This is a genomic window from Kitasatospora sp. NPDC001660, from assembly GCF_053596725.1.
On record NZ_JBSFGU010000001.1, the window covers coordinates 1 to 19169 of the forward strand.

General features: G+C 74.6%; 21 protein-coding genes. 8 read left to right on the forward strand and 13 right to left on the reverse strand.

The genetic code is table 11. From position 1 onward, the window contains the following. Nucleotides 1-94 precede the first annotated feature (94 nt). The 3 genes from ACWCXH_RS00005 to ACWCXH_RS00015 form a co-directional block, all read right to left on the reverse strand. Nucleotides 95-592 carry an adenosine-specific kinase gene (locus ACWCXH_RS00005; protein ID WP_449798988.1) on the reverse strand — a complete coding sequence of 166 codons (498 nt, stop codon included), beginning with the start codon at nucleotides 590-592 and terminating at the stop codon, nucleotides 95-97. Nucleotides 593-936: 344 nt separating this feature from the next. Next, nucleotides 937-1398, reverse strand: coding sequence for an ATP-binding protein (locus tag ACWCXH_RS00010; protein ID WP_449798989.1), 462 nt, complete (start codon nucleotides 1396-1398; stop codon nucleotides 937-939). 10 nt (nucleotides 1399-1408) lie between these two features. Then, on the reverse strand, nucleotides 1409-1849 hold the full coding sequence (locus ACWCXH_RS00015; RefSeq protein WP_449798990.1) for an STAS domain-containing protein: 441 nt from the start codon (nucleotides 1847-1849) through the stop codon (nucleotides 1409-1411). 180 nt (nucleotides 1850-2029) lie between these two features. On the opposite strand from ACWCXH_RS00015, the gene ACWCXH_RS00020 reads away from it, so the two are divergent. Next, nucleotides 2030-2248 (forward strand): hypothetical protein, encoded by a 219-nt coding sequence (locus ACWCXH_RS00020; protein WP_449798991.1) that lies wholly within the window; start codon nucleotides 2030-2032, stop codon nucleotides 2246-2248. A 297-nt stretch (nucleotides 2249-2545) separates the two neighbouring features. Here ACWCXH_RS00020 and ACWCXH_RS00025 read toward each other — a convergent pair whose 3' ends face one another. Continuing rightward, on the reverse strand, nucleotides 2546-2755 hold the full coding sequence (locus ACWCXH_RS00025; RefSeq protein ID WP_449798992.1) for a hypothetical protein: 210 nt from the start codon (nucleotides 2753-2755) through the stop codon (nucleotides 2546-2548). Between the two features lie 189 nt (nucleotides 2756-2944). On the opposite strand from ACWCXH_RS00025, the gene ACWCXH_RS00030 reads away from it, so the two are divergent. Then, nucleotides 2945-3715 carry a pirin family protein gene (locus tag ACWCXH_RS00030; protein ID WP_449798993.1) on the forward strand — a complete coding sequence of 257 codons (771 nt, stop codon included), beginning with the start codon at nucleotides 2945-2947 and terminating at the stop codon, nucleotides 3713-3715. A gap of 314 nt (nucleotides 3716-4029) precedes the next feature. Here ACWCXH_RS00030 and ACWCXH_RS00035 read toward each other — a convergent pair whose 3' ends face one another. Further along, nucleotides 4030-4512, reverse strand: a complete 483-nt coding sequence (locus ACWCXH_RS00035) for a hypothetical protein (protein WP_449798994.1) — start codon at nucleotides 4510-4512, stop codon at nucleotides 4030-4032. Nucleotides 4513-4805: 293 nt separating this feature from the next. Between ACWCXH_RS00035 and ACWCXH_RS00040 the strand changes: the two genes are divergently transcribed. Then, entirely contained in the window at nucleotides 4806-5120 is a 315-nt protein-coding gene (locus ACWCXH_RS00040; RefSeq protein WP_449798995.1) for a WhiB family transcriptional regulator, read from the forward strand. An 80-nt stretch (nucleotides 5121-5200) separates the two neighbouring features. On the opposite strand, the gene ACWCXH_RS00045 is transcribed toward ACWCXH_RS00040, so the two are convergent. Further along, a complete protein-coding gene (locus ACWCXH_RS00045) occupies nucleotides 5201-6217 on the reverse strand; it encodes a medium chain dehydrogenase/reductase family protein (protein ID WP_449798996.1) in 1017 nt (338 codons plus the stop codon). 202 nt (nucleotides 6218-6419) lie between these two features. Here ACWCXH_RS00045 and ACWCXH_RS00050 point away from each other — a divergent pair, with 202 nt between their 5' ends. The 4 genes from ACWCXH_RS00050 (at nucleotide 6420) to ACWCXH_RS00065 (ending at nucleotide 9885) form a co-directional block, all read left to right on the forward strand. Then, a complete protein-coding gene (locus ACWCXH_RS00050; protein WP_449798997.1) occupies nucleotides 6420-6998 on the forward strand; it encodes a helix-turn-helix domain-containing protein in 579 nt (192 codons plus the stop codon). Beyond that, nucleotides 6995-8305 (forward strand): MFS transporter, encoded by a 1311-nt coding sequence (locus ACWCXH_RS00055; protein WP_449798998.1) that lies wholly within the window; start codon nucleotides 6995-6997, stop codon nucleotides 8303-8305. The genes ACWCXH_RS00050 and ACWCXH_RS00055 overlap by 4 nt, the downstream gene beginning before the upstream one ends. Before the next feature lie 86 nt (nucleotides 8306-8391). Then, complete coding sequence (locus ACWCXH_RS00060) at nucleotides 8392-8865, forward strand: carboxymuconolactone decarboxylase family protein (protein ID WP_449798999.1); 474 nt, start codon at nucleotides 8392-8394, stop codon at nucleotides 8863-8865. A gap of 96 nt (nucleotides 8866-8961) precedes the next feature. Continuing rightward, on the forward strand, nucleotides 8962-9885 hold the full coding sequence (locus ACWCXH_RS00065; RefSeq protein WP_449799000.1) for an RNA polymerase sigma-70 factor: 924 nt from the start codon (nucleotides 8962-8964) through the stop codon (nucleotides 9883-9885). Nucleotides 9886-10102: 217 nt separating this feature from the next. Here ACWCXH_RS00065 and ACWCXH_RS00070 read toward each other — a convergent pair whose 3' ends face one another. From ACWCXH_RS00070 to ACWCXH_RS00090, 5 genes are all read right to left on the reverse strand, one after another. After that, on the reverse strand, nucleotides 10103-10723 hold the full coding sequence (locus ACWCXH_RS00070; protein ID WP_449799001.1) for a hypothetical protein: 621 nt from the start codon (nucleotides 10721-10723) through the stop codon (nucleotides 10103-10105). Further along, nucleotides 10723-12117 (reverse strand): DUF58 domain-containing protein, encoded by a 1395-nt coding sequence (locus tag ACWCXH_RS00075; protein WP_449799002.1) that lies wholly within the window; start codon nucleotides 12115-12117, stop codon nucleotides 10723-10725. The genes ACWCXH_RS00070 and ACWCXH_RS00075 overlap by 1 nt, the downstream gene beginning before the upstream one ends. After that, nucleotides 12114-13160, reverse strand: a complete 1047-nt coding sequence (locus ACWCXH_RS00080) for an AAA family ATPase (RefSeq protein WP_449799003.1) — start codon at nucleotides 13158-13160, stop codon at nucleotides 12114-12116. Before ACWCXH_RS00080 ends, ACWCXH_RS00075 begins: the two co-directional genes overlap by 4 nt. Before the next feature lie 108 nt (nucleotides 13161-13268). Then, a complete protein-coding gene (locus ACWCXH_RS00085; protein WP_449799004.1) occupies nucleotides 13269-13808 on the reverse strand; it encodes a hypothetical protein in 540 nt (179 codons plus the stop codon). Next, nucleotides 13805-14803, reverse strand: a complete 999-nt coding sequence (locus tag ACWCXH_RS00090) for a DUF4129 domain-containing protein (RefSeq protein ID WP_449799005.1) — start codon at nucleotides 14801-14803, stop codon at nucleotides 13805-13807. The genes ACWCXH_RS00085 and ACWCXH_RS00090 overlap by 4 nt, the downstream gene beginning before the upstream one ends. A 370-nt stretch (nucleotides 14804-15173) precedes the next feature. Here ACWCXH_RS00090 and ACWCXH_RS00095 point away from each other — a divergent pair, with 370 nt between their 5' ends. Continuing rightward, complete coding sequence (locus ACWCXH_RS00095) at nucleotides 15174-15620, forward strand: universal stress protein (protein WP_449799006.1); 447 nt, start codon at nucleotides 15174-15176, stop codon at nucleotides 15618-15620. Between the two features lie 167 nt (nucleotides 15621-15787). Here ACWCXH_RS00095 and ACWCXH_RS00100 read toward each other — a convergent pair whose 3' ends face one another. Further along, nucleotides 15788-16168, reverse strand: coding sequence for an ArsR/SmtB family transcription factor (locus ACWCXH_RS00100; RefSeq protein WP_449799007.1), 381 nt, complete (start codon nucleotides 16166-16168; stop codon nucleotides 15788-15790). Nucleotides 16169-16789: 621 nt separating this feature from the next. After that, nucleotides 16790-19168: an FtsX-like permease family protein gene (locus ACWCXH_RS00105; protein ID WP_449799008.1), complete on the reverse strand. Its 2379-nt coding sequence runs from the start codon at nucleotides 19166-19168 to the stop codon at nucleotides 16790-16792. Nucleotide 19169: the final 1 nt, after the last annotated feature.

The window sequence follows — 19169 nt, forward strand, 5'->3', positions numbered from 1 at the left end:
CAAGCGCCGCGCCAAGCACCACGACGTCGGCAAGTCCGTGAAACGCGCCGAGTCGATCAAGGAACACCAAGCGCAGCGAGGTTAAACGCCAAGCTCAGAGCTTGTAGCCGATCCGGCGCAGCAGACCGTGCCGGTCCGCGGCGTCCTCGTCGGTCTCGACACCGACCGGGGGTACGCCGTCGATCACGCCGATCACCCCGCGGCCCCGCCCGGTGAGGGCGATCAGGACGTCCACGGGGTTGGCGGTCGCGCAGAAGACGGTGCACAGCTCGGGCACGAGCTTGATGGCGTTGAGAACGTTGACCGGGTAGCCCTGGCTGAGCAGGATCACGAAGGAGTGGCCCGCCCCGATCGCCTGCGCGTTGCGCACCGCCAGCGCGACCAGCTCGTCGTCGTTGCCCGACCGGCGGACCAGGCAGGCGCCGGAGGCCTCGCAGAAGGCGATGCCGAAACGCAGGTGCGGCCCGACCCCGGCCATCGCCTCGTGCAGGTCCTCCACGGTCTTGATGAAGTGCGACTGGCCGATGATCACATTCACGTCATCCGGCTTTTCCACGCTCACCACGTCGAAGGACAGCCCGGCAGCAGTCATCAGGACACCTCCTGTTTCTCGTTCGGCATCGGACGATGCACGTCGCCCCGATCATGGCCACCGCCCGGGCACACGGCGCGGACGGCGCGCGGGCGGGGCGGCGACGAGGTGGAACGACCGGTCACGCCTGCCGCGGGACGCGGTGCTCGGCGCGGTGCCGGCCGGGTCGGGCGTGCGCCTCCGGCGGTTCGTCCGACCAGCCCGGGGCGTCGCGGTCCTCCAACTTCTCGCGCAGCCGGGCCCGCCCTTCCCGGGGCCGGAACCCTTCCCCGACCCCGACCCGGCACCGCCGCCGGAGCCCCATGCCGGCCAGCAGTGACGTCCGACAGCACCGGCGTCCGCGGTCAGCCCCGGCGGACGTGACGGTCGGGCGGAGACCTCACCTCCAACCAGACCGACTTCCCGTCCCCCTCCGGCAGGCACCCCCAGGCCCCGGCCAGCCTGTCCACCACGCGCAGGCCGTGCCCGCCCGGCAGGGCCGGGTCGGTGTGCGGGAGCACTTTCGGCGGCACCGGGCTGGCATCCGCCACCTCCGCCCGCAGCCGGCTCCCGTTCCAGGCGAGCCGCAGTTCGCGGGGCCCCCCGGGGGCGTGCAGGCAAGCGTTGGTGACCAGTTCCGAGACCATGAGCAGGACGTCCTCCGCGACGGCCTGCTGCTCGGCGTCCGCGGCGGGCAGCCAGTGCCACGACAACAGCGCCTGCCGGCTGAACTCGCGGCTGCGCTGCACCGCGCCCTCGATGTCACCGAACGCGAGCCGCCTGATCTGCTCGCCGCTCGGCAGTCGACCTGCTGCGGGAGTGGTCATCGAAGCCTCCTCAGGCCGAGCCTGACGGAGGAACGTCGCCCCGGGCGTCCGTCGGTGTCGGGCCGGGCTCCTTCAGGGCCGATTCGAGATCGGGATGGATCCGGAACACGCCGTCGGCACCGGTGACCGCGAACAGCCGTTCCACGACCGGGCGCGGACCGGCGAGTTCCAGTCGCAGCCCGGCCGCCTCGGCGTCGATGCGGGCCCGCAGCAGGATGTTGAGGCCCGTCGAGTCGCAGAACCGAAGCTCCCCGAGGTCGACCACGATCCGTTGGACGCCCTCGTCGACGGGCGCGGCGAACACGCCCCGCAGGCCGTCCGCCGTGCCGTGGTCCAGCTCGCCGGCCACCGCGACGATCCGCACCGGCCCCGCGTGGTCCACCGCGACGAGCAGGCCGTCGCGTTCGCGTTCCTTCTCCCCGTCGGCAGGGTCCTCGGCTGGCGGTGGCATGGCGGGCTCCCGGATCGGTCGGGACGGCGGCGTACCGTCCCGGACATCATCCCGCGCGTCACCACCGGCCGCGCGGACGACCTGATCGCGGGGCACCGTTCCGGGTGCGGCCTGGCGGACCGCCTGCTGGTCGTCCATGCCTCGCGTTTGCCCGCCCCGGGTCCGGCTACACGCTTGGACGTGCAGGAGCTGGAGGCGATCCCGTGGCGGTACCGGACAACGGCCGAAGCGGCCCCCACCGCGCCGGTCGCCCATCGCCGGGTGTTCGCCGGACGCCGTCTCCAGCCCCAACTGGTCGACGATGCCGCTCGGTTGGTAGCGACGGGCCTGGTACTGCCGGCGCTCACCACCGGTTCGGTCCTGCCCGCCGCCGCTCTGGCCCGGCACCTGCCGGGGTGAAGGCAGCCGGACCGGCGAGGTCGATCGCCGTGGTGGTCAGCCCGATCAGATGACTTGGGATCGGTGTTGGCGCGGGTGTCCCGGGCCCTGGGGAGCAGGCGGACAGGTTGAGCGGCCGGCTGCCGATGGTGAGGCCGACCAGGCCGGATCAACGGCCGCCACAGTCCACTCGCAGCAGGGGAGTTCCGGCATGGACGTTCTCTTCGTCACGAGCGTTGGGCGGCGAACGGGTGGTCCGGCGTGCCGATCCCGCGGGCGGCGGCGTTGCGCGCGACCCGGCCGGGCCCGGGTGCGGGGTCAGGAGGAATCCTCGTCGCGGACCAGCCTCAGCCCGGGGCGCGCGGCCTCGGTCTCCTGCTCGGCCGCCAGCCTGGCGCCCATCGCGCGCAGTTGGGCCTTGCCCTCGTCGTCGGCGTCCTCCTCGCCCGGGTACAGGGCCAGATAGCAGCCCCCTTGCTCGTCCTCCCAGGTGTAGCTCCGGTACTGCGGCGTCGTTTCGTCCGACATGGGAACCTCCGCTCCTCGACCCTCGGGTGGCTTGCCATGGATAACGAACTCCCCCCGGCCGGGATGCGGTGCGGATATCGAGGAATAGTTGAACCATGAACTATGTTGTTCGGAGGCACCGGGAAGCCCACCGGGCCTCGCCCGGCACCCCCAAGCCGCCGCCGCACGATCGCCTGAAAGGACCACGAGATGAGCACCCTCGCGAACCACCCCCGGATCGACGTCCGCCGCTCCGGTGAGCGCCTCGCCACGAAGATCGACTGGCTGGACTCCAAGCACTCCTTCTCGTTCGGCGGGCACTTCGACCCCGCCAACACCCACCACGGGCTGCTGCTCGTCAACAACGACGACATCGTCCAGCCCGGCAGCGGTTTCGAGACCCACCCGCACCGCGACATGGAGATCGTCACCTGGGTGATCCAGGGTTCCCTGGTCCACCAGGACTCCACCGGCCACTCCGGCGTGATCTATCCCGGACTCGCACAGCGCATGAGCGCCGGCACCGGGATCCTGCACTCGGAGAAGAACGACTCCTGGCGCCTGGGCGGCGCCGACGTCCACACCGACCCCGTCCACTTCGTCCAGATGTGGGTGGTTCCCGACGAAAGCGGCATCACGCCGGGCTACGAACAGCTCGAGATCGACAACGAACTGCTGTCCGGCGACCTGCTCCCGGTCGCCTCCGGCATGGCCAAGCACGAGGGCGAGTCCGCCATCCGCATCAGGAACCGCCACGCCGCACTGCACGTCGCCCGCCTGCAGCCCGGACAGAACGTCGAGCTGCCCGACGCCCCCTTCGTGCACCTGTTCGTCGCCCGCGGCGACGTCGCCCTCGAAGGCGTCGGTCCGCTCGGCGCCGGCGACGCCGTACGCTTCACCGCGGTCGGCGGCCAGAAGGTCACCGCGATCGAGCCCGCCGAGATCCTGGTGTGGGAGATGCACGCCACCATCGCCCACTGAACCGGCCCCGCCCGGCCGTCGGTCAGCCGCCGATGGCCCCGCGGCCGGTCTCGCCGAGCCGCCGACTCCCCACCGCGCTGCACCCCCCGCCCGCCCAGCGCGCCACGGCCGAGCGGGCCGGCCGGCGTCGGGAGCGGCGGCACCGATCACCCACCGGCCGGCCCGGGAACGGCGCCGCGACCCGCTCCGGGCCCCAGAACCCGCGCTCGACCTCGGCCGTGTCGTGCAGCAGCGGCTGCTCCCGTCGTCCGGGGGGTGTCGGGGACGAAGGGGGGCCGCGCCGCCGCAGCCCCACTTCCGTCGATCGACGTGGTTCACCCCGGACGCACCTCCCGCAGCGACGCCAGCCCGTGCAGGACCCGGCCCTCGGCCCGCGCCTGCTCCAGGCGCCGGGTGAAGACGTCCAGACGAGCCTGGGGCTCCAGCTCCATCAGCCCCGGCGGCCACGTGCCCGGCGGCACCAGGATCACCACCGCCGCGCCTCTGCCCTCGGCCGCCGCCAGCCACGTGGGCGACGCCGCGACCAGCGCGTCCGGCTCCCACACCTCGCGCCCGCCCACCAGCACCAGGCGCTCCATTCGCCCGCCGCCGACCTCGACGGCCCCGCTCGTGGCCGGCGGCTCGCCGGCGGCGAGCACGAAACCGCTGTCGACCGCGTTCGCCATCAGGTCCGCGTGCAGCCCGACCCCGACCTCCACGACCACCTCCGCGAGCGGCGGCCCGTCCGCCACCTCCCGCACCGCCAGTGCCCACACCACCGGCATGCGCCCACGCCCGTACTCCGTCTCGTCAGCCACACCCACCTCAACGAGCCACGGCCCCGGGCGGCACACACCCCTCACACGATCGGGCCCGGGCGCCGGCCGCGGCGACCCACCGGTGAGCGGCAAGGTCAGCGGCAGGATCCCGGAGGTCACGCGCCACGCGGCACGAGGCCCGCGCGGCGCGACCCGCCGCGGGTTCGATAGATTCACCCGATCGGGTGAGGTACCGCTTCCGTGGGAGCTGGGGCGGTGCGTAGTCTCGACGACCCGGTCTGTGATCAACTGTCAGGGCCGGTGGCGGAGCGAACCCTGGGGAGGGGATCGGCGTGGAGGACACGGACTGGGCGAAGCGCGGGATCTGCCGTACGGCGGATCCGGACGAGCTGTTCGTCGACGGTGCGGCGCAGAACCGCGCGAAAACGGTGTGCTCGGGGTGCCCGGTGCGGACCGAGTGCCTGGCGTACGCGCTGGACGAGCGGATCGAGCACGGGGTGTGGGGAGGCATGACGGACCGCGAGCGGCGAGCACTGCTGCGGCGGCGTCCGACGGTGGTCTCCTGGGCGCGACTGCTGGAGCAGGCGCGGACCGAGTACGAGCAGCAGGTCGGGCGCGTGCGGGCGGAGTTGGCCCGCGCGAGCTGACCGGGCCGCAGGGTGGCGCGGCCCGGTCGGGTCCCGTCCGGTCCTCCTGACGGATCATCGGAGCGCGGTCCTGAACACCGTCAGGGTGTCAGGACGACCTTCCCGGTGACGGTGCCGGACTCCGCCAGGCGCAGGGCCTCCGCCGCCCGGGTGAGCGGGAGCCTGGCGGCGATCGGCGCGGAGACCTCGCCGCTGCGCACGGCGGCGAGCACCTGGGAAAGGTCCGCGCGCAGGCGGTCCCGGAAGCGGTCCTTGGCGAGGGCGCGGCCGGCCCAGATGTTGTAGAAGTGGGCGCGGCGCCCGTTGGGCAGGGTGTTCCAGAGCCAGGTGCGGGCGAGGATCTTCAGGACGGGCCACTGCTTGGACCCGGTGTCGTCGCGGGTGGAGGCGCTGCCGTAGGCGACGAGCGTGCCGCCGGCGGCCAGGAGGTGCCAGGAGTCGATCACGCTGCGGCCGCCGACGTGGTCGAAGACGGCGTCGACGCCGCCGGGCGCCAGTTCCCGGACGCGGGCCGGGACGTCGCCGGAGCGGTAGTCGACCGGGATGACGCCGCGTTCTTGCAGGGCGTCGTGGTGCCGGGCGGACGCCGTGCCGATCACGGTCACGCCCGCCGCCAGGGCGAGCTGGACGAGGACGGAGCCGACCCCGCCGCTCGCGCCGTGCACGAGGATCGTCTGCCCGGCCCGCACCCGCGCCCGGCGGTGCAGCATCTGCCAGGCGGTGATGCCGTTGACCACGACGGTCTCCGCCTCGTCGGCGGCGAGCCCCTCCGGGACCTCGACGGCGTCCGCCGCGTCGAGCACGACGTGGCTGGACCATCCTCCGGTCTTCACCAGCGCGGCCACCCGCCGTCCGGTCAGGCCCGGGTCGACGTCCGCGCCGGTGGCCAGCACCCGACCCACGAGGTCGTAGCCGGGGACGAACGGGAAGGGCGGCTGGTCGTAGTACCGCCCCCGGCGCATCTGCTGCTCGGCGAACGAGACGCCGCTCGCCTCCACCGCCACCACGACCTGCCCCGGGCCCGCCTGCGGCACGCGGCCGTGCCGGATCTCCAGGCCTTCCGGCGCCACGATGCCCGGCAGAACGACCTGAACCATGCGGTCGGTCTCCATGCTGACCGCCCCCTTCCGTAGAGCTTGTTGCCTTCGCTAGAAGTTATAACGCCCAGCGCAAGTGAGCGTCAAGAAAAAGTGTTAGAGCATCTAACGGAAAGCTCGCCCGACTCTCCGGGCCACGGTGCAGAGAATTCTCTGCAGAGAGGCCTATGCAGAGACTCCTCTGCACCTTAGGGTGATCCCCATGACCGACCAGCCCCGCCGCCGGATCGACGCCAAGAGCCTGCGCGGCCTCGCCCACCCCCTGCGGATGCGCATCCTCGACGAACTGCGCACCACCGGACCCGCCACCTCCGCCCGCCTCGCCGAGCGGCTCGGCGAGAACACCGGCACCGTCAGCTGGCACCTGCGCCACCTCGCCGAACACGGCTTCATCGAGGAGGAGAAGGACCGCGGCACCCGGCGCGAGCGCTGGTGGCGGGCCGTACGCAGCCGCGACGTCCTCAACACCGCCGACTTCGACCGCGACCCGGCCACCAAGGGCGCCCTCGACGTCTACCTCGGCGAGATGCTCCGCGAGCAGTTCCGGCGCGTCGCGGACGCCCTGGCCGCCGAGTGGCCGGAGGAGTGGCGGGGCGCCGGCACCGTCTCCGGCTGGTCGAACCTGCGCCTCACACCCGCCCAACTGCGCGCCCTCAACGACGACCTGATGGCCGTGATCGACCGTCACACCCCCGACCCGGACGCCGAGCCCGATCCCGCGGCCCGTCCGGTGATCCTCCAGATCCAGTCCCTCCCCCGCAAGGAGTCCGACCCTTCATGAGCGCCGCCGACGTCTCGACCGAGCGCCCCACCACCGGTCTGCTGCGCCGCCACCGCGACTTCCGGCTGTTATGGACCGGCGAGACCGCCAACAAGTTCGGCTCCGCCGTCACCGGCCTGGCCATGCCGCTGATCGCGGTCACCACCCTGCACGCCTCCACCCTCCAGGTCGGCGTCCTGAGCGCCGCCGGCTGGCTGCCCTGGCTCTTGATCGGCCTGCCCGTCGGGGCGTGGGTCGACCGGATGCGCAGCCGCCCGATCATGCTGGCCGCCTCCGCCGTCTCGCTGCTCCTCTTCGCGACCGTCCCACTGGCCGCCCACGCCGGGATCCTGACGATGGCCCAGCTCGTCGCGGTGGCCCTCGCCACCGGTGTCGCCTCCGTCTTCTTCCAGACCGCGCACACCGCGTACCTGCCCGAGCTGCTCTCCCCCGCCGACCAGGCCGAGGGCAACGCCAAGCTCCACGGCAGCGCCTCCGCCGCGAGCCTCACGGGCCTCGGTGCCGGCGGCCTGATCGCCCAGCTCACCGGCCCCGTCAACGGCGTGCTCGCCAACAGCGTCACCTTCCTGCTCTCGCTGGTGTGCACCGGCCGGATCCGACACCGCGAACCCGTCAAGCGGGCACGGGCGAAACGCGCACTGCGCCAGGAGATCGGCGAGGGGCTGCGCCTGGTCGCCGGCGACGTCTGGTTCCGCACGTTCACGCTCTTCGGCGCCGCCTCGAACCTGACGCTCGTCGGGTACCAGTCGATCCAAGTCGTTTTCCTGGTACGGGAAGTGGGGCTGCCCGAGGGCGCAGTCGGCGGGCTCGTCGCCGCAGCCTCGACCGGTGGCATCGCAGGCGCGGCCGTGGCCCGTCGAGTCGCCGCCCGGATGGGCACGGCGCGGGCGATGCTCTTCTTCGAGCTGGTGCTGCCGTCCGTCGCCGTCCTGATCCCGCTCACCACGCCCGGCGCAGGCCTGGCGCTCTTCGTCCTCGGCGGGTTCGGCGTCTCGGCCGGGGTCGTCGCCGGGAATGTCATCAAGTCGACCTTCCAGCAGCGCTATTGCCCCGCCGAGCTGCTCGGACGGCTCTCGGCGAGCAGCGCGATGCTCAACTTCGGGACGATCCCGGTGGGCGCCGTGCTCGGCGGCCTGCTCGGCACCTGGATCGGCGTGCGGCCCACGATGTGGCTGCTCACCGCGGGCGTGCCGCTGGCGGCGCTGATCCTCTGGTTCTCCCCGATGCGCAAGCGCCGCGACCTGCCCACCACACGGGCGCAGCGGCGGGTCTCCGGGGCCCGCCCGGCCGCGGCAGTGACGTCCTGAGACGCGGATCACACCCGACCGTGTCACAACGCGGCGGGCTGTCCCGTCTCAGGGTGCAGCCACTCACGATCACGGAGGAGCACACCATGGACGCCCGACTCGACTACTTCGCCAACGCGACCATCGGCAAGAGCTTCAAGCACATCATGGCGGCGGGCAGGACCATCAAGGACTCGCCCCTGCCGCCCGCCACCCAGGAGCTCGTCGCCCTGCGGGTCAGCCAGATCAACGGCTGCGCGGTCTGCGTCGACATGCACACCAAGGACGCCGCCGCGGCCGGCGAGAGCGCGGTGCGGCTCAACCTGGTGGCGGCGTGGCGCGAGGCCACCGTCTACACCGAGGCCGAGCGCGCCGCACTGGCCCTCGCCGAGGCGGGCACCCGCGTCGCGGACGCGGCCGGCGGGGTCGGTGACGACGTGTGGGCCCGCGCAGCGGAGCACTATGACAAGGACCAGATCGCCGCCCTGGTGCTCCTCGTGTCGTTCATGAACATGGTGAACCGGCTCAACGTCATCACGCAGCAGCCGGCCGGGGCCTACGAGCCCGGACAGTTCCACTGACGTGACGGGCGCGGGCGCCTTCCGGTGGCACAGGGGATCGCCGGAAGGCGCCCGCGCGGCCCGGCAGCACCGATCGACGAGCGAGAGGACACCGACATGAGCAGGGTCGAGGACTTCGAGGAGCTGCGACCGCTGCTGTTCTCGATCGCCTACCGGATCCTGGGCAGCGTGAGCGAGGCCGAGGACGCCGTGCAGGAGACGTGGCTGCGCTTCGACGCCACCGCGGCGCAGCCCACCTCCACCAAGGCCTACCTGTCGGCCGCGGTCACCCGGATCTCCATCGACGTCCTGCGGTCGGCGCGGGTGCGGCGCGAGGCGTACGTCGGGCCGTGGTTCCCCGAGCCCCTGCTGAGCGATCCGTACCAGGACCCGGCGCGGGCGGCCGAGTTGGCCGACTCCGTGTCGATGGCGGCGCTGCTGCTCCTGGAGCGGCTCAGCCCGCTGGAGCGGGCGGTGTTCGTGCTGCGGGAGGTGTTCGCGTTCGGCTTCGACGACATCGCCGCGGCGGTGGGGCGTTCGGAAGCGGCCTGTCGGCAACTGCTGGTGCGGGCGCGGCGGCACATGGAGGCGGGGCGCCCGCGGTTCGCGGCGGACCGCCAGGAGCGGCAGGAGTTGGCGACGCGGTTCTTCGGCGCGCTGACCGACGGCGACGTGGGAGCGCTGCGGAACCTGCTCGCCGCCGACGTGCAGCTCGTCGGGGACGGCGGCGGCAAGGCTCCGCAGCTGGCCAACGCCGTCGTCGGCGCGGACAACGTGGCCCGCGTGCTGGGCGCGTTCTTCCCGCTGCTGCAGCGGATCGACGCAACGTGCGAGCCGCACGAGGTCAACGGGCAGCCCGGCGCGGTCGTCCGCGACCGGGACGGCAGGGTGCTCCACGCCATGACCCTCGACGTGCTCGACGGGCAGGTCCAGGCCGTCCGTGTGGTGATCAATCCGGACAAGCTCGGCCACCTCGGGCCGGTCGCCGACGCGTGGGCCGTCGGCCGGGAACTGAAGCGCGTCCGCCGCCAGTCGCCGTGAGCCATGGGCCGGGCTCGCGCACGCCGCGCAGCTCGCCGACCAGCGGACGCGCGAAGGAGGCGTGACCCCGCCGCCGTCCCGGCAGTGGGACCGCCACGAGGCACAGGTGCCGACTGCCGCCGCCGGGACCCGCGAGGACGGCGGCCATGTCGTCGGCGTCGTCGGGCGATCTCCACCCGGAGGTCGCCCGACGGCCGGATCCGGCTCCCGGGCGGTGTCACCCCTGGCCGGAACCGTCGCCGGCCCCGGCATCGTCCGCGGACCGCGGGGCCGGGCGCAGGGCGAGGGCGACGCCACAGGCCGCGGCCGTCAGACCGAGCAGGGCGATCGGGCGGGACCACTCGCCCGCCCCGGTGGGCGCGAACGCCACCGGCAGGACCAGCAGGCACGCCGTGACGGCGGCGACCGCGGAGGCCGGCCGCACGGTGCGGCGCCGGGGGCCGAAGGCGTCGAGGAGCAGCAGGTAGCCGATGAGCAGGACGGTCACCGCGAGGGCCTGCCACACCGGCGGCTCGCCCAGTGCGGCGAGCAGCACGGAGCCGGTGGCGAGGACGGTCGTGCGGGTGGCGGCGAGGCGCGCGGGCCAGCTCGCCGACCGCCTCGGCGGGCCGTCCGGCGGCGGGGCGGCCCAGAGTGCGAGGCCGGTGACGGCCACGGCCGCGGCGGGCCCGAACCGGTCGGTCGCGCCACCGCTCCCGGGGAGGCCGACGGCGGCGAGGGCCAGTGCGGCGCCGGTGCCGCGCAGGACGGCCCGTTCGAGCTGCGGGGCCCACCGGGCGGCGCCGGGCGGGGGCACCGCTTCCGTCGCACCCACCGGCGTCGGGGTCGTCGGGGTCATCAGGCCGCTCCCGTGATCGTGCGACGCAGCAGCGGCGCGAGTGCCAGGTCGAGGGTCTCGCCCGGCGTGTGGCGGACCACCGGGATGCCGCGGCCGCGCAGCGTCGAGCGCATCGCCTCGCGTTCGGCGTGCCACAGGCGCAGGGCGAGCGCGTCGGTGTCGTCGTCCGGCCGCGCGGCCGGTTCGCCGGCCGGGACCTCCACCACGACGAGCGGGTTGCCGCGTTCGCGCACCTGGCCGAGCACATCGAGGATCCGCTGGTCGGCGAGCGGCGTGAAGGCGTACACGAGGGCGTGGCCGGGCAGGGCCGGCAGCGGGACGCGGGGCACGACGGCGCCGCGCCGGGGGCGGTCCTGGCGGACCTCCAGCACGCTCTCCACCATGCGGTAGAACTGCCGGTCCCCGCTGCCCGCGGTGAGCCAGCGCAGCGTCCCGCCGGCCGCGACGAGGCCGATCCGGTCGTGCCGGCGCAGGTAGGCGCGGGTCAGTCCGGTGGCGGCGCGGAGCGTCTCGTCGAGGCTGCGCAGTCCGGTGGCGGCGTCGCGGAAGTCCGCCAGGGTGTCCAGCAGGACGACGGCGTCGGCGGCGCGTTCGGCGGTGAACTGGTTGATCTGGACGGCGTCGCGGCGGGTCGTCGACGGCCAGTGGATGCGCCGCTGCCGCTCGCCCGGCACGTGCGGGCGCACGCCGATCACCTCGGTGCCGGTGCCCCCGTGCGCGGTGGTGTGCTCGCCGATCCGCTCCGGCAGCCGCACCGGGATCGGGGTGAGGTGGGCCGCGCTGGGCACCGGGAAGACGTCCACCGTGCCGAGGTCGGTGCGCACGGTGCGCCGGGTCAGGCCACCGGCGTCGTGGACGTCGATGTCGATGACGCCGAGCTGCCAGCGGCCCCAGCTCTCGGCGTGGACGACCAGGTCCACGCCGGTCGCGGTGACGCTGAATGCGTCCAGCGTGACGCCGGGGCCGAGCGCCAGGGTGGGGTCGAGCCGGCCGATCCGCCCGTCGTGCCGGACGGTGACGTGCACGGTGACGGGCTCGCCCTCGAAGCAGCGGCGCGGCTCGGCGGTGTTGTCGGCGGACAGGCTGGTCGGCCGAGTGCGTCCCGGGGCGGTGAAGGCGAGCAGGACGGCGGGCCCGGCCGCCGGGGCGAGCAGCCAGGCGTGGCCGGTGAGCAGGGCGGCGACGGCCGCGGCGGTGGCCACGGTGAGCAGGCGCAGCGTGTGCTCACCGGCGCGCCAGTGCGGCGAGGGCGGGCTGCTCGGCAGGCCGTCGACGATCCGGGCACCGACGATCCGGGCGCCGACGACGGACCGGGCAGCGACAACGGCCCGGCCCGTGCCGCCTCGTGATCCGTCGGGGGCGGCGGACTCCCCCGACTGCGGCGGGCGGTTCACGAATTGGCCGCGCGGGGCAGGGTCTGCGGCGCCGGGACGGCGTCGGCCAGGCGCTTCACGACGTCGTCGGCCTCGATCTGGCGCACCCACAACTCCGGTGCGAGCGTGATGCGGTGGGCGAGCGCCGGGACGGCGAGCGCCTTGACGTCCTCCGGGGTCAGGTAGTCGCGGCCCTCCAGCATCGCCCGTGCCCGGGCCAGCTGGATCAGCGCGAGGCCGCCGCGGGGCGAGGCGCCGACCTGGATCTGCTGGTCGTTGCGGGTCGCGTCGACCAGCGCGATCACGTAGTCGACCAGGTCGTCGTCGACCTCCACCCGCTCCACCGCCGCGCGCATGGCCAGCAGCTCCGAAGGGCTGCCCACGGTGTCGAGCACCGCCTCCGGTGCCGCCCGGTCGAGCCGGGCGCGCAGCATCGCCGCCTCCGTGACCACGGGCAGGTAACCCATCCGCACGCGGAGCAGGAAGCGGTCGAGCTGCGCCTCCGGGAGGGCGTAAGTGCCCTCGTACTCGATCGGGTTGGCGGTGGCGATCACGAGGAAGGGGTGCGGCAGGCGGCGGGTCTCGCCGTCCATCGACACCTGGCCCTCGGCCATCGCCTCCAGCAGGGCGGCCTGGGTCTTCGGCGGGGTGCGGTTGATCTCGTCGGCGAGCAGGAGCTGGGTGAACAGCGGGCCGGGCCGGAACACCATCTCGCCGGTGTTCCGGTCGTAGAACGGGGCGCCGGTGACGTCCGAGGGCAGCAGGTCGGGGGTGAACTGGATCCGGCGGAAGTCCAGGCCGAGCGTGGTCGCGAACGAGCGCGCCAGCAGGGTCTTGCCGAGCCCGGGCAGGTCCTCGATCAGGACGTGGCCGCCGGCCAGGGCGCCGAGCATGACCAGGCGGAGCGCCTCCGGCTTGCCGACGACGGCCCGTTCGATCTCCGCGAGCACCGCGCGGGCGCGTTCCCCGGCCTCCTGTGGGGTCAGCTCCGGTATCGCCACAACTGGTTCGGCCGGGGTGTGCACGCCGTCGAGTACGGCGGGGGCCTGGGGTAGGACGGACATGGCTCTCCTGCAGGGATGTTCGTGGATGGTGGACTTCGAAGCACCGCGCGGGCCGCGCTCGACGCGGACCGGGACGCGTGGTCACGCCCTAGGAGGACGGCCGGACCGTCACAGGGACTCCAGCCGGTCGACGAGGGCGTGCAGGACCGGCGCCGGGACGGTCTCGGCCGGGGCCGGCGCCTCAGGGTCGATCCAGGGCCAGAGCCGGGGGCCGACCAGTTCGGCGGCCCGGTCGCGGTCGGCCGGCAGGCGCAGGCCGTGGACGTCCGACAGCCGTACGACGTACAGCCGTTGGAGGCGGGTGCGCAGCGGCCCGCCGTCGCCCTGCGGGTCGAGCGCCTGGCCGACGGTCCAGCGCCAGTCGCCGAGGCCGGGCTCGTGCGCCTCCATCAGCCGGGGCCGGCGCCGCAGGATCGTCTCCAGGGCGCCCGCGCCGGCCACGTACCGGGCGGTGACCAGGGCGGTGGCGGTCAGCAGGACCGCCCCGGCACCGGCCGCGGGCACGCCGCCCACCAGGGCGAGCAGGGGCTCGGCGAGGACGGCGGCCACGGTCAGCTCGATCAGGCTGTGCCGGATGGAGCCGGGCGCGGCGAGTTCACCGTCCGAGTCCTCGGGTGTCCGCGTCCGCGGGGTGGACCGGATTCTCATCGGCGGTGTCCTGTCGCGGCGGCCGGCGTCGGCTCGGACAGCGCGGGCGCACCCTCGGCAAGTGCCGCCGCGAGCGTTTCGGCGATGGCATCGAGGGCCGCCCGGGCTCGGCGCACCTGGCCGTCGTCCATCGGGTGGGTCGAGTACCTGGCCTCGCGGAACAGCGCGGTGAGCGTGTGTGCCTGGCCCGGGTCGATGCTCCGGTGCGACAGCGCGCGTTCCACCAGCTCCGTCGGACTGTCCGACGCGCGCCGGGAAACGCCGACGCCGGCCAGCGAGGCTTCCATGGCCACGAAGCAGGCGATGACGGCCGCCCGCGCGTCGTCCCCGGCCAGCGCCGTGCGGGCGGACACGACGGCCTCGGCGAGGACGTCCTCCGAGCGCGGCGGCGGCGCGGCGGGCAGCAGCACCCGGGTTTCCCGGCGACGCAGGCGCAGGCGCAGGCGCCGCAGCAGCATGACGGCGACAACCACGAACGCAACGGCCATCACCAGCCCCAACACACCGAACACGAGCCCGGGAAGGACCATGAGCGCCTCGTTGTCCGACGGCTGGACCGCTTCCGAAGGACGCGGCGTCGGTGTCGGCGGGAGATCCGGCGGCACGTGCGGCCTGAAGCCGTGGTCCCCGCCCGTGCGGGCGTTGAGGACCAGCATCAGCGCCGGCACCCCGAGGGCGGCCAGGGGCAGCAGGACCATCGCCGCCTCCCGCAGGCGCTCGGCGCGCGGCGTCGGCCCGGCGAGGTTCCGGACCTCCTCCCGGAAACGCACCGCGAACCGGCCGACGAGCACTGCCCAGCCGATCCCGAGCAGCACCACGAAGCCGATGACGCCCACCGGCCCGGCTGTGGCCGTGCCGAGCAGCCCGCCGTCGGGCCGCAGCGCCGCAGCGGCCGTCAGCAGGCCACCGACGACCAGCAGGACGCCCGTCAGTCTGATGTCCCCCCGGACCCGGCCGGTCCGCCGACGTCCGGTCAGCGGCGTTTCGCCGTCCATGCGCCCCCCGATTCCCCCACCGCGCGCTTGACGACGCGAATCGTACAACGCCGCACACCAACCGCCCGTCCCGGCCGGGCGCCTGTCGTCCACGACGACAACCCCCACCATTCCGTTCCTTCCGTCCCCCCGCCATCGCCCGCGGCCGATCGCGCGCGGACGCCGTCGAGATCGCGTCAAGGGCGCTGTGATCACACACTGCCAGAACCCGGCATTCTTCGGCCCCCTCCCGTGTCCGGAATCGATCACCCGGCGGGCCCCGCGCCGCCGTCACCCGGGTGCCGGGCCGTACTGGCGGCAGCGATCGGCGGCACGCACCGTGGTGGGTGGGGCAACGACGGACGGGGCAACGACCGACAGGACGGTACAGATGAACGCGAACGAATCCGTTCCCCGCGTCGTGGTCGGCGTCGACGGCTCGCAGCCCTCGCGCGCCGCGCTGCGCTGGGCGGTCCGGCACGCCGAGCTGATCGGCGGGGTCGTCGACGCGGTGGGCGCGTGGGAGCCGCCGAGCCACTTCGGCTGGTCCGCGCCCGTGGTCGACACGTCCTTCGACCGGAACCTCGCCGAACGACGCTTCGCCGAGGAACTGGACGAGGTGCTCGGCGACGACCTGCCGGTGCCGGTCCGCCGGACGATGGTGATGGGCGACCCCTCCGACGTGCTCCTCGACGCGTCGCGGGGCGCCGAACTGCTGGTCGTGGGCAGCCACGGCCACAGCGGGTTCACCCGGGCCCTGCTCGGCTCGGTGAGCACGCGCTGCGCACAGCACGCCGCCTGCCCGGTGGTCATCATCCGCCCACAGCAAGGCGATTGACGGATCCGGCACCGCCGGGAGGAGTCCAGCCCGGCCAGCGCCGACCTCGCCGCTCGCGGTGAGTTCCGGAAGGAAGCGGGAGGCGGCGGTGGCGGGCCTGCGGGGACGCGGGCTCAGGGGGATGTCGGCACCGCGGGGAGCGACGGCGCGCTCAGGGACGCGACGGGTCAGTCGCGGGTCGGGCGCTGGGGCTGGGCGAGCAGGCTGTTGAGGAGTTCGGCCTGGTCGCTGATCACGCCGCCGAGGATGGTGCGGGCCACCCGGAGGAGCTCGGCCACCCGGGGGTTGGTCAGGCGGTAGTAGACGGTGGAGCCCTCGCGGCGGGCGATCACGAGGTTCGAGCGGCGCAGAACCGCGAGCTGCTGGGACAGGTGGGAGGCCTCGACCCCGACCTCGGGCAGCATCTCGGCGACGGCGTACTCGCGCTCGCTCAGCAACTCCAGGACGCGGATGCGCACCGGGTGGCCGAGGGTCTTGAAGAACTCGGCCTTCAGTTGGTACAGGGGCGTGCCGACCGCGGGAGGTGGGGTGGGCGTTTCGGCGTTCACGTCGTCACCGTCTCCGTCGGGCCGAACATCATCAACAAGTCGACCCTAGCAATCGACCCGACGAACGCGCGGGTCAGGGCACGAGCCGTCCGACTCCGCCAGGTGCCCGCCGCCGCCCCCGGGCACAACTCCAGGGGCGACGGCGAGCGGCACGCACCCCCCGAGACCATCGGGGACGGACAGGCGGGGAGGAACGCCCGCAGCGACCGCACGGGCCACACCCACCCGGCACGGGCCGAGCCACCACCACTGCCCGCGCCGGGCGCAGAGCGGGCGGCGCGGCCGTGCGGCGCTGCGGTGAGATACGCGTTCCTCGACCTGACCTTGCATGCAATTGAAGAGCTTATCAACTGCTAAGGTCGTCATGTGTCAGCTCACCGGAAGCGTGCTGCCACACCGAGGCCGCCCCGGAACCGACGCCGGGGCGGCCTCGACGGCATCCCGCCCGAGCGTTGACCGAGGGATGGGCCGGCAACGCTCCCGCCGCTGAATCGACGCAACCCTTCGGCGCGACGGCGCATGCCTCACGCCCCCCGCGAACAGGCAGCCGGACAGCACGTCGCCCCGCCGGAGGGCCGGCGGGGCGAGTCAACAGGCTCTGCCGCAGCAGCCGAAGTCCGCCTACAGCCCGGGCGCGTCCGGGGCGCGGGTCCCCGGGCGGACGCGCAGCACCGGCAGCGCGGAGAGCACGGCCGCCGTCGTGGCCCCGACCGCGGCCACCGCGAGGACCGTCCAGGCGGACGGGGCGCGGGCGATCCCCGCACCGATGCCGCCCAGCTCGCCCTGCCGGTCGATGAGCCACCGGACGAGCGGAATACCGGCGGCCGCGCCCACGGCGGCCGTGGGCAGGGCGATCGCCGTGCCCCGGACGGCCAGCACCACGGCGGACTGGCCCGGGGTCAGGCCGGTCGCCCGGAGCAGCCCGAGGTCCCGGCGGCGCTCGTGGAAGCCGGCCGCGGCCGTGGTGAGCAGCTCCACCAGGCAGATGAGGGCGAGGAGGAGCAGCAGGCCGACCACGCTGGCCCGCAGGGCGCCGGGCCTGGTGACCGGGCCGGCCGGGAGGCGGAGCTCCACCTGCCCGCCGAGACCTGCGCGGGCGGGGAGGTCGCGCTGGACCTCGGCCGGGTCGTGGCCGGGACGCAGGGTGACCTGCCAGAAGCCGGGGCGGGTGGGGTCGCCGGGCCGGTCGAGGGTGTCGAAGCCGGTGGACAGGACGCGGCCGCCGTGCTCCGGTTCGAGGTCGCGCCCGACGACGTGCAGGATGCGCGGGGTCCCGCCGGTGGTGACCCGGACCCACTGGCCGACCTTGGCACCGAGCAGGTCGAGCGCGCCCTGTCCCGCGACCGCCTCGTCGGTCGCGCGGATCGCCCGGCCCTCGACGACGGTGTACGGGTACGGCGCGTCGGTGGTGCCGACGGCCCGCAGGGTGAGCGTCGCGGACTGGCCGGGCGCGAGGGCCTGGAGTTCGGTGCCCGGGTAGACGCCCCGCACGGCGGGGTCGGCGGCCAGGGCGCCGACGAGGTGCCCGTCGGCGGCCGTCTGCTCGGGCACGGTGCGGCGGACCGTGACGGACGGGGCCGTGACCCCGCCGTCGGGGCGGGTGACGGCGTCGAGCGTCGCCCAGGTGCTCAGGGCCAGGGTCGCGGCGACGACCGGAACGGTCAGCCGGACGGCGCTCACGACCAGGCCCGAGCGCCGGCGCAGGACGCCGCCGAGTCCGAGCACGAGGGCCGGCGGCAGCCGCCGCAGCAGGCCGAGCCGGACCGGACGGGCCGTCATGGCCGGCGGCCGGGTGCCGTCCGTCGGGGGGACGGGGGCGACCCGGGCGGCGCGCAGCGCCGGCAGGGCGGCTGCGGCCCCGACGGCCACGAGCGCGGCGGCCATCACGGCGCCGGTGGCCGCCGTGCCGCCGGGGACGAGCCGGTGGAGCGCGTCCGTCCCAGCGCCGAGGGCCGGGAAGGCGTGTGCGGCGATCGCGGCGCCGCCCGCGCCGAGCAGCACTCCGGTGCCCGCCAGCAGGAGCTGTTCGGCGATGAACATCCAGGCGACCTGGCCGGCGGTGAAGCCGAGCGCCTTGAGCAGGGCGATGTCACCGGTCCTGGCCCTGATCCGGCCGCCGGCCGCGCCGGCCACCGCGAGGGCGGCGGAGAGCAGCGCGGCCAGGCCGCTGAGTCCGAGCAGCAGGCCCGCCAGCCGGTTGTCCTGTTGCCGCGCGGCCCGCGCGTCCAGCCAGGTGGTGATCCGGGACACCCGGTCGGCGCCCAGGACGCTGACCACGCGCTGCGCCGTGTAGCCGGCGTCGGAGGGGTGGGCCAGGCGCAGTCCGAGGGTGAGGCCCTGCGCCGACCGGTCCGGCTGCACCAGGTCGAGGGTGGCGGGCAGGGTCCAGCCGAGGTCGTAGCCCGCGGCCTGGCTGGGCAGCTGGTCGGGACTGTCCGCGATGCCGACGACCCGCAGCTCGACGGGCGCGCCGTGGCTGTCGAGGACGGTCAGACGGTCTCCGGGGCGGGCCCAGGCGGCGTCGGCCGCGGACTGTTCGAGCACGATGCCGTGGACGTCGGCGGGGTCGAGCCAGGCGCCGGAGCGCAGCAGCGGGCGGGCCGCCCCGGGGGCGTCGCCGCGCAGCACGAGCGTGGTGCGGTCGGTGCGGCCCGCCGCACCGCTGGGGGCGGCGGCGCCGTCGGCGCTGCGGCCGACCAGTGTGGTCTCGGCCGTGTGCTGGGGCGGTGAGACCGCCACCACGCCGGGCTCACGGGCGAGCACGGCGGCCGACGGTTCGCCGGTCCCGCTCGCGGCGGCCGCGGGCGGGCGCAGGTCGATCCTGATGTCGGGCGATCCGGCGGCCCGGAACTGCCGCTGCCACGGGTCGGCGGCGGCGCCGAGCAGGGTGCCGGCGAGCAGGAGGGCGGCGGCGGTGCCGCCGGTGGCGAGAACGATCAGCAGGGCGTGGACGCGGTGCGAGCGCAGGTCGGCCCGGATCCAGCGGAGGAGAGCGCGCACC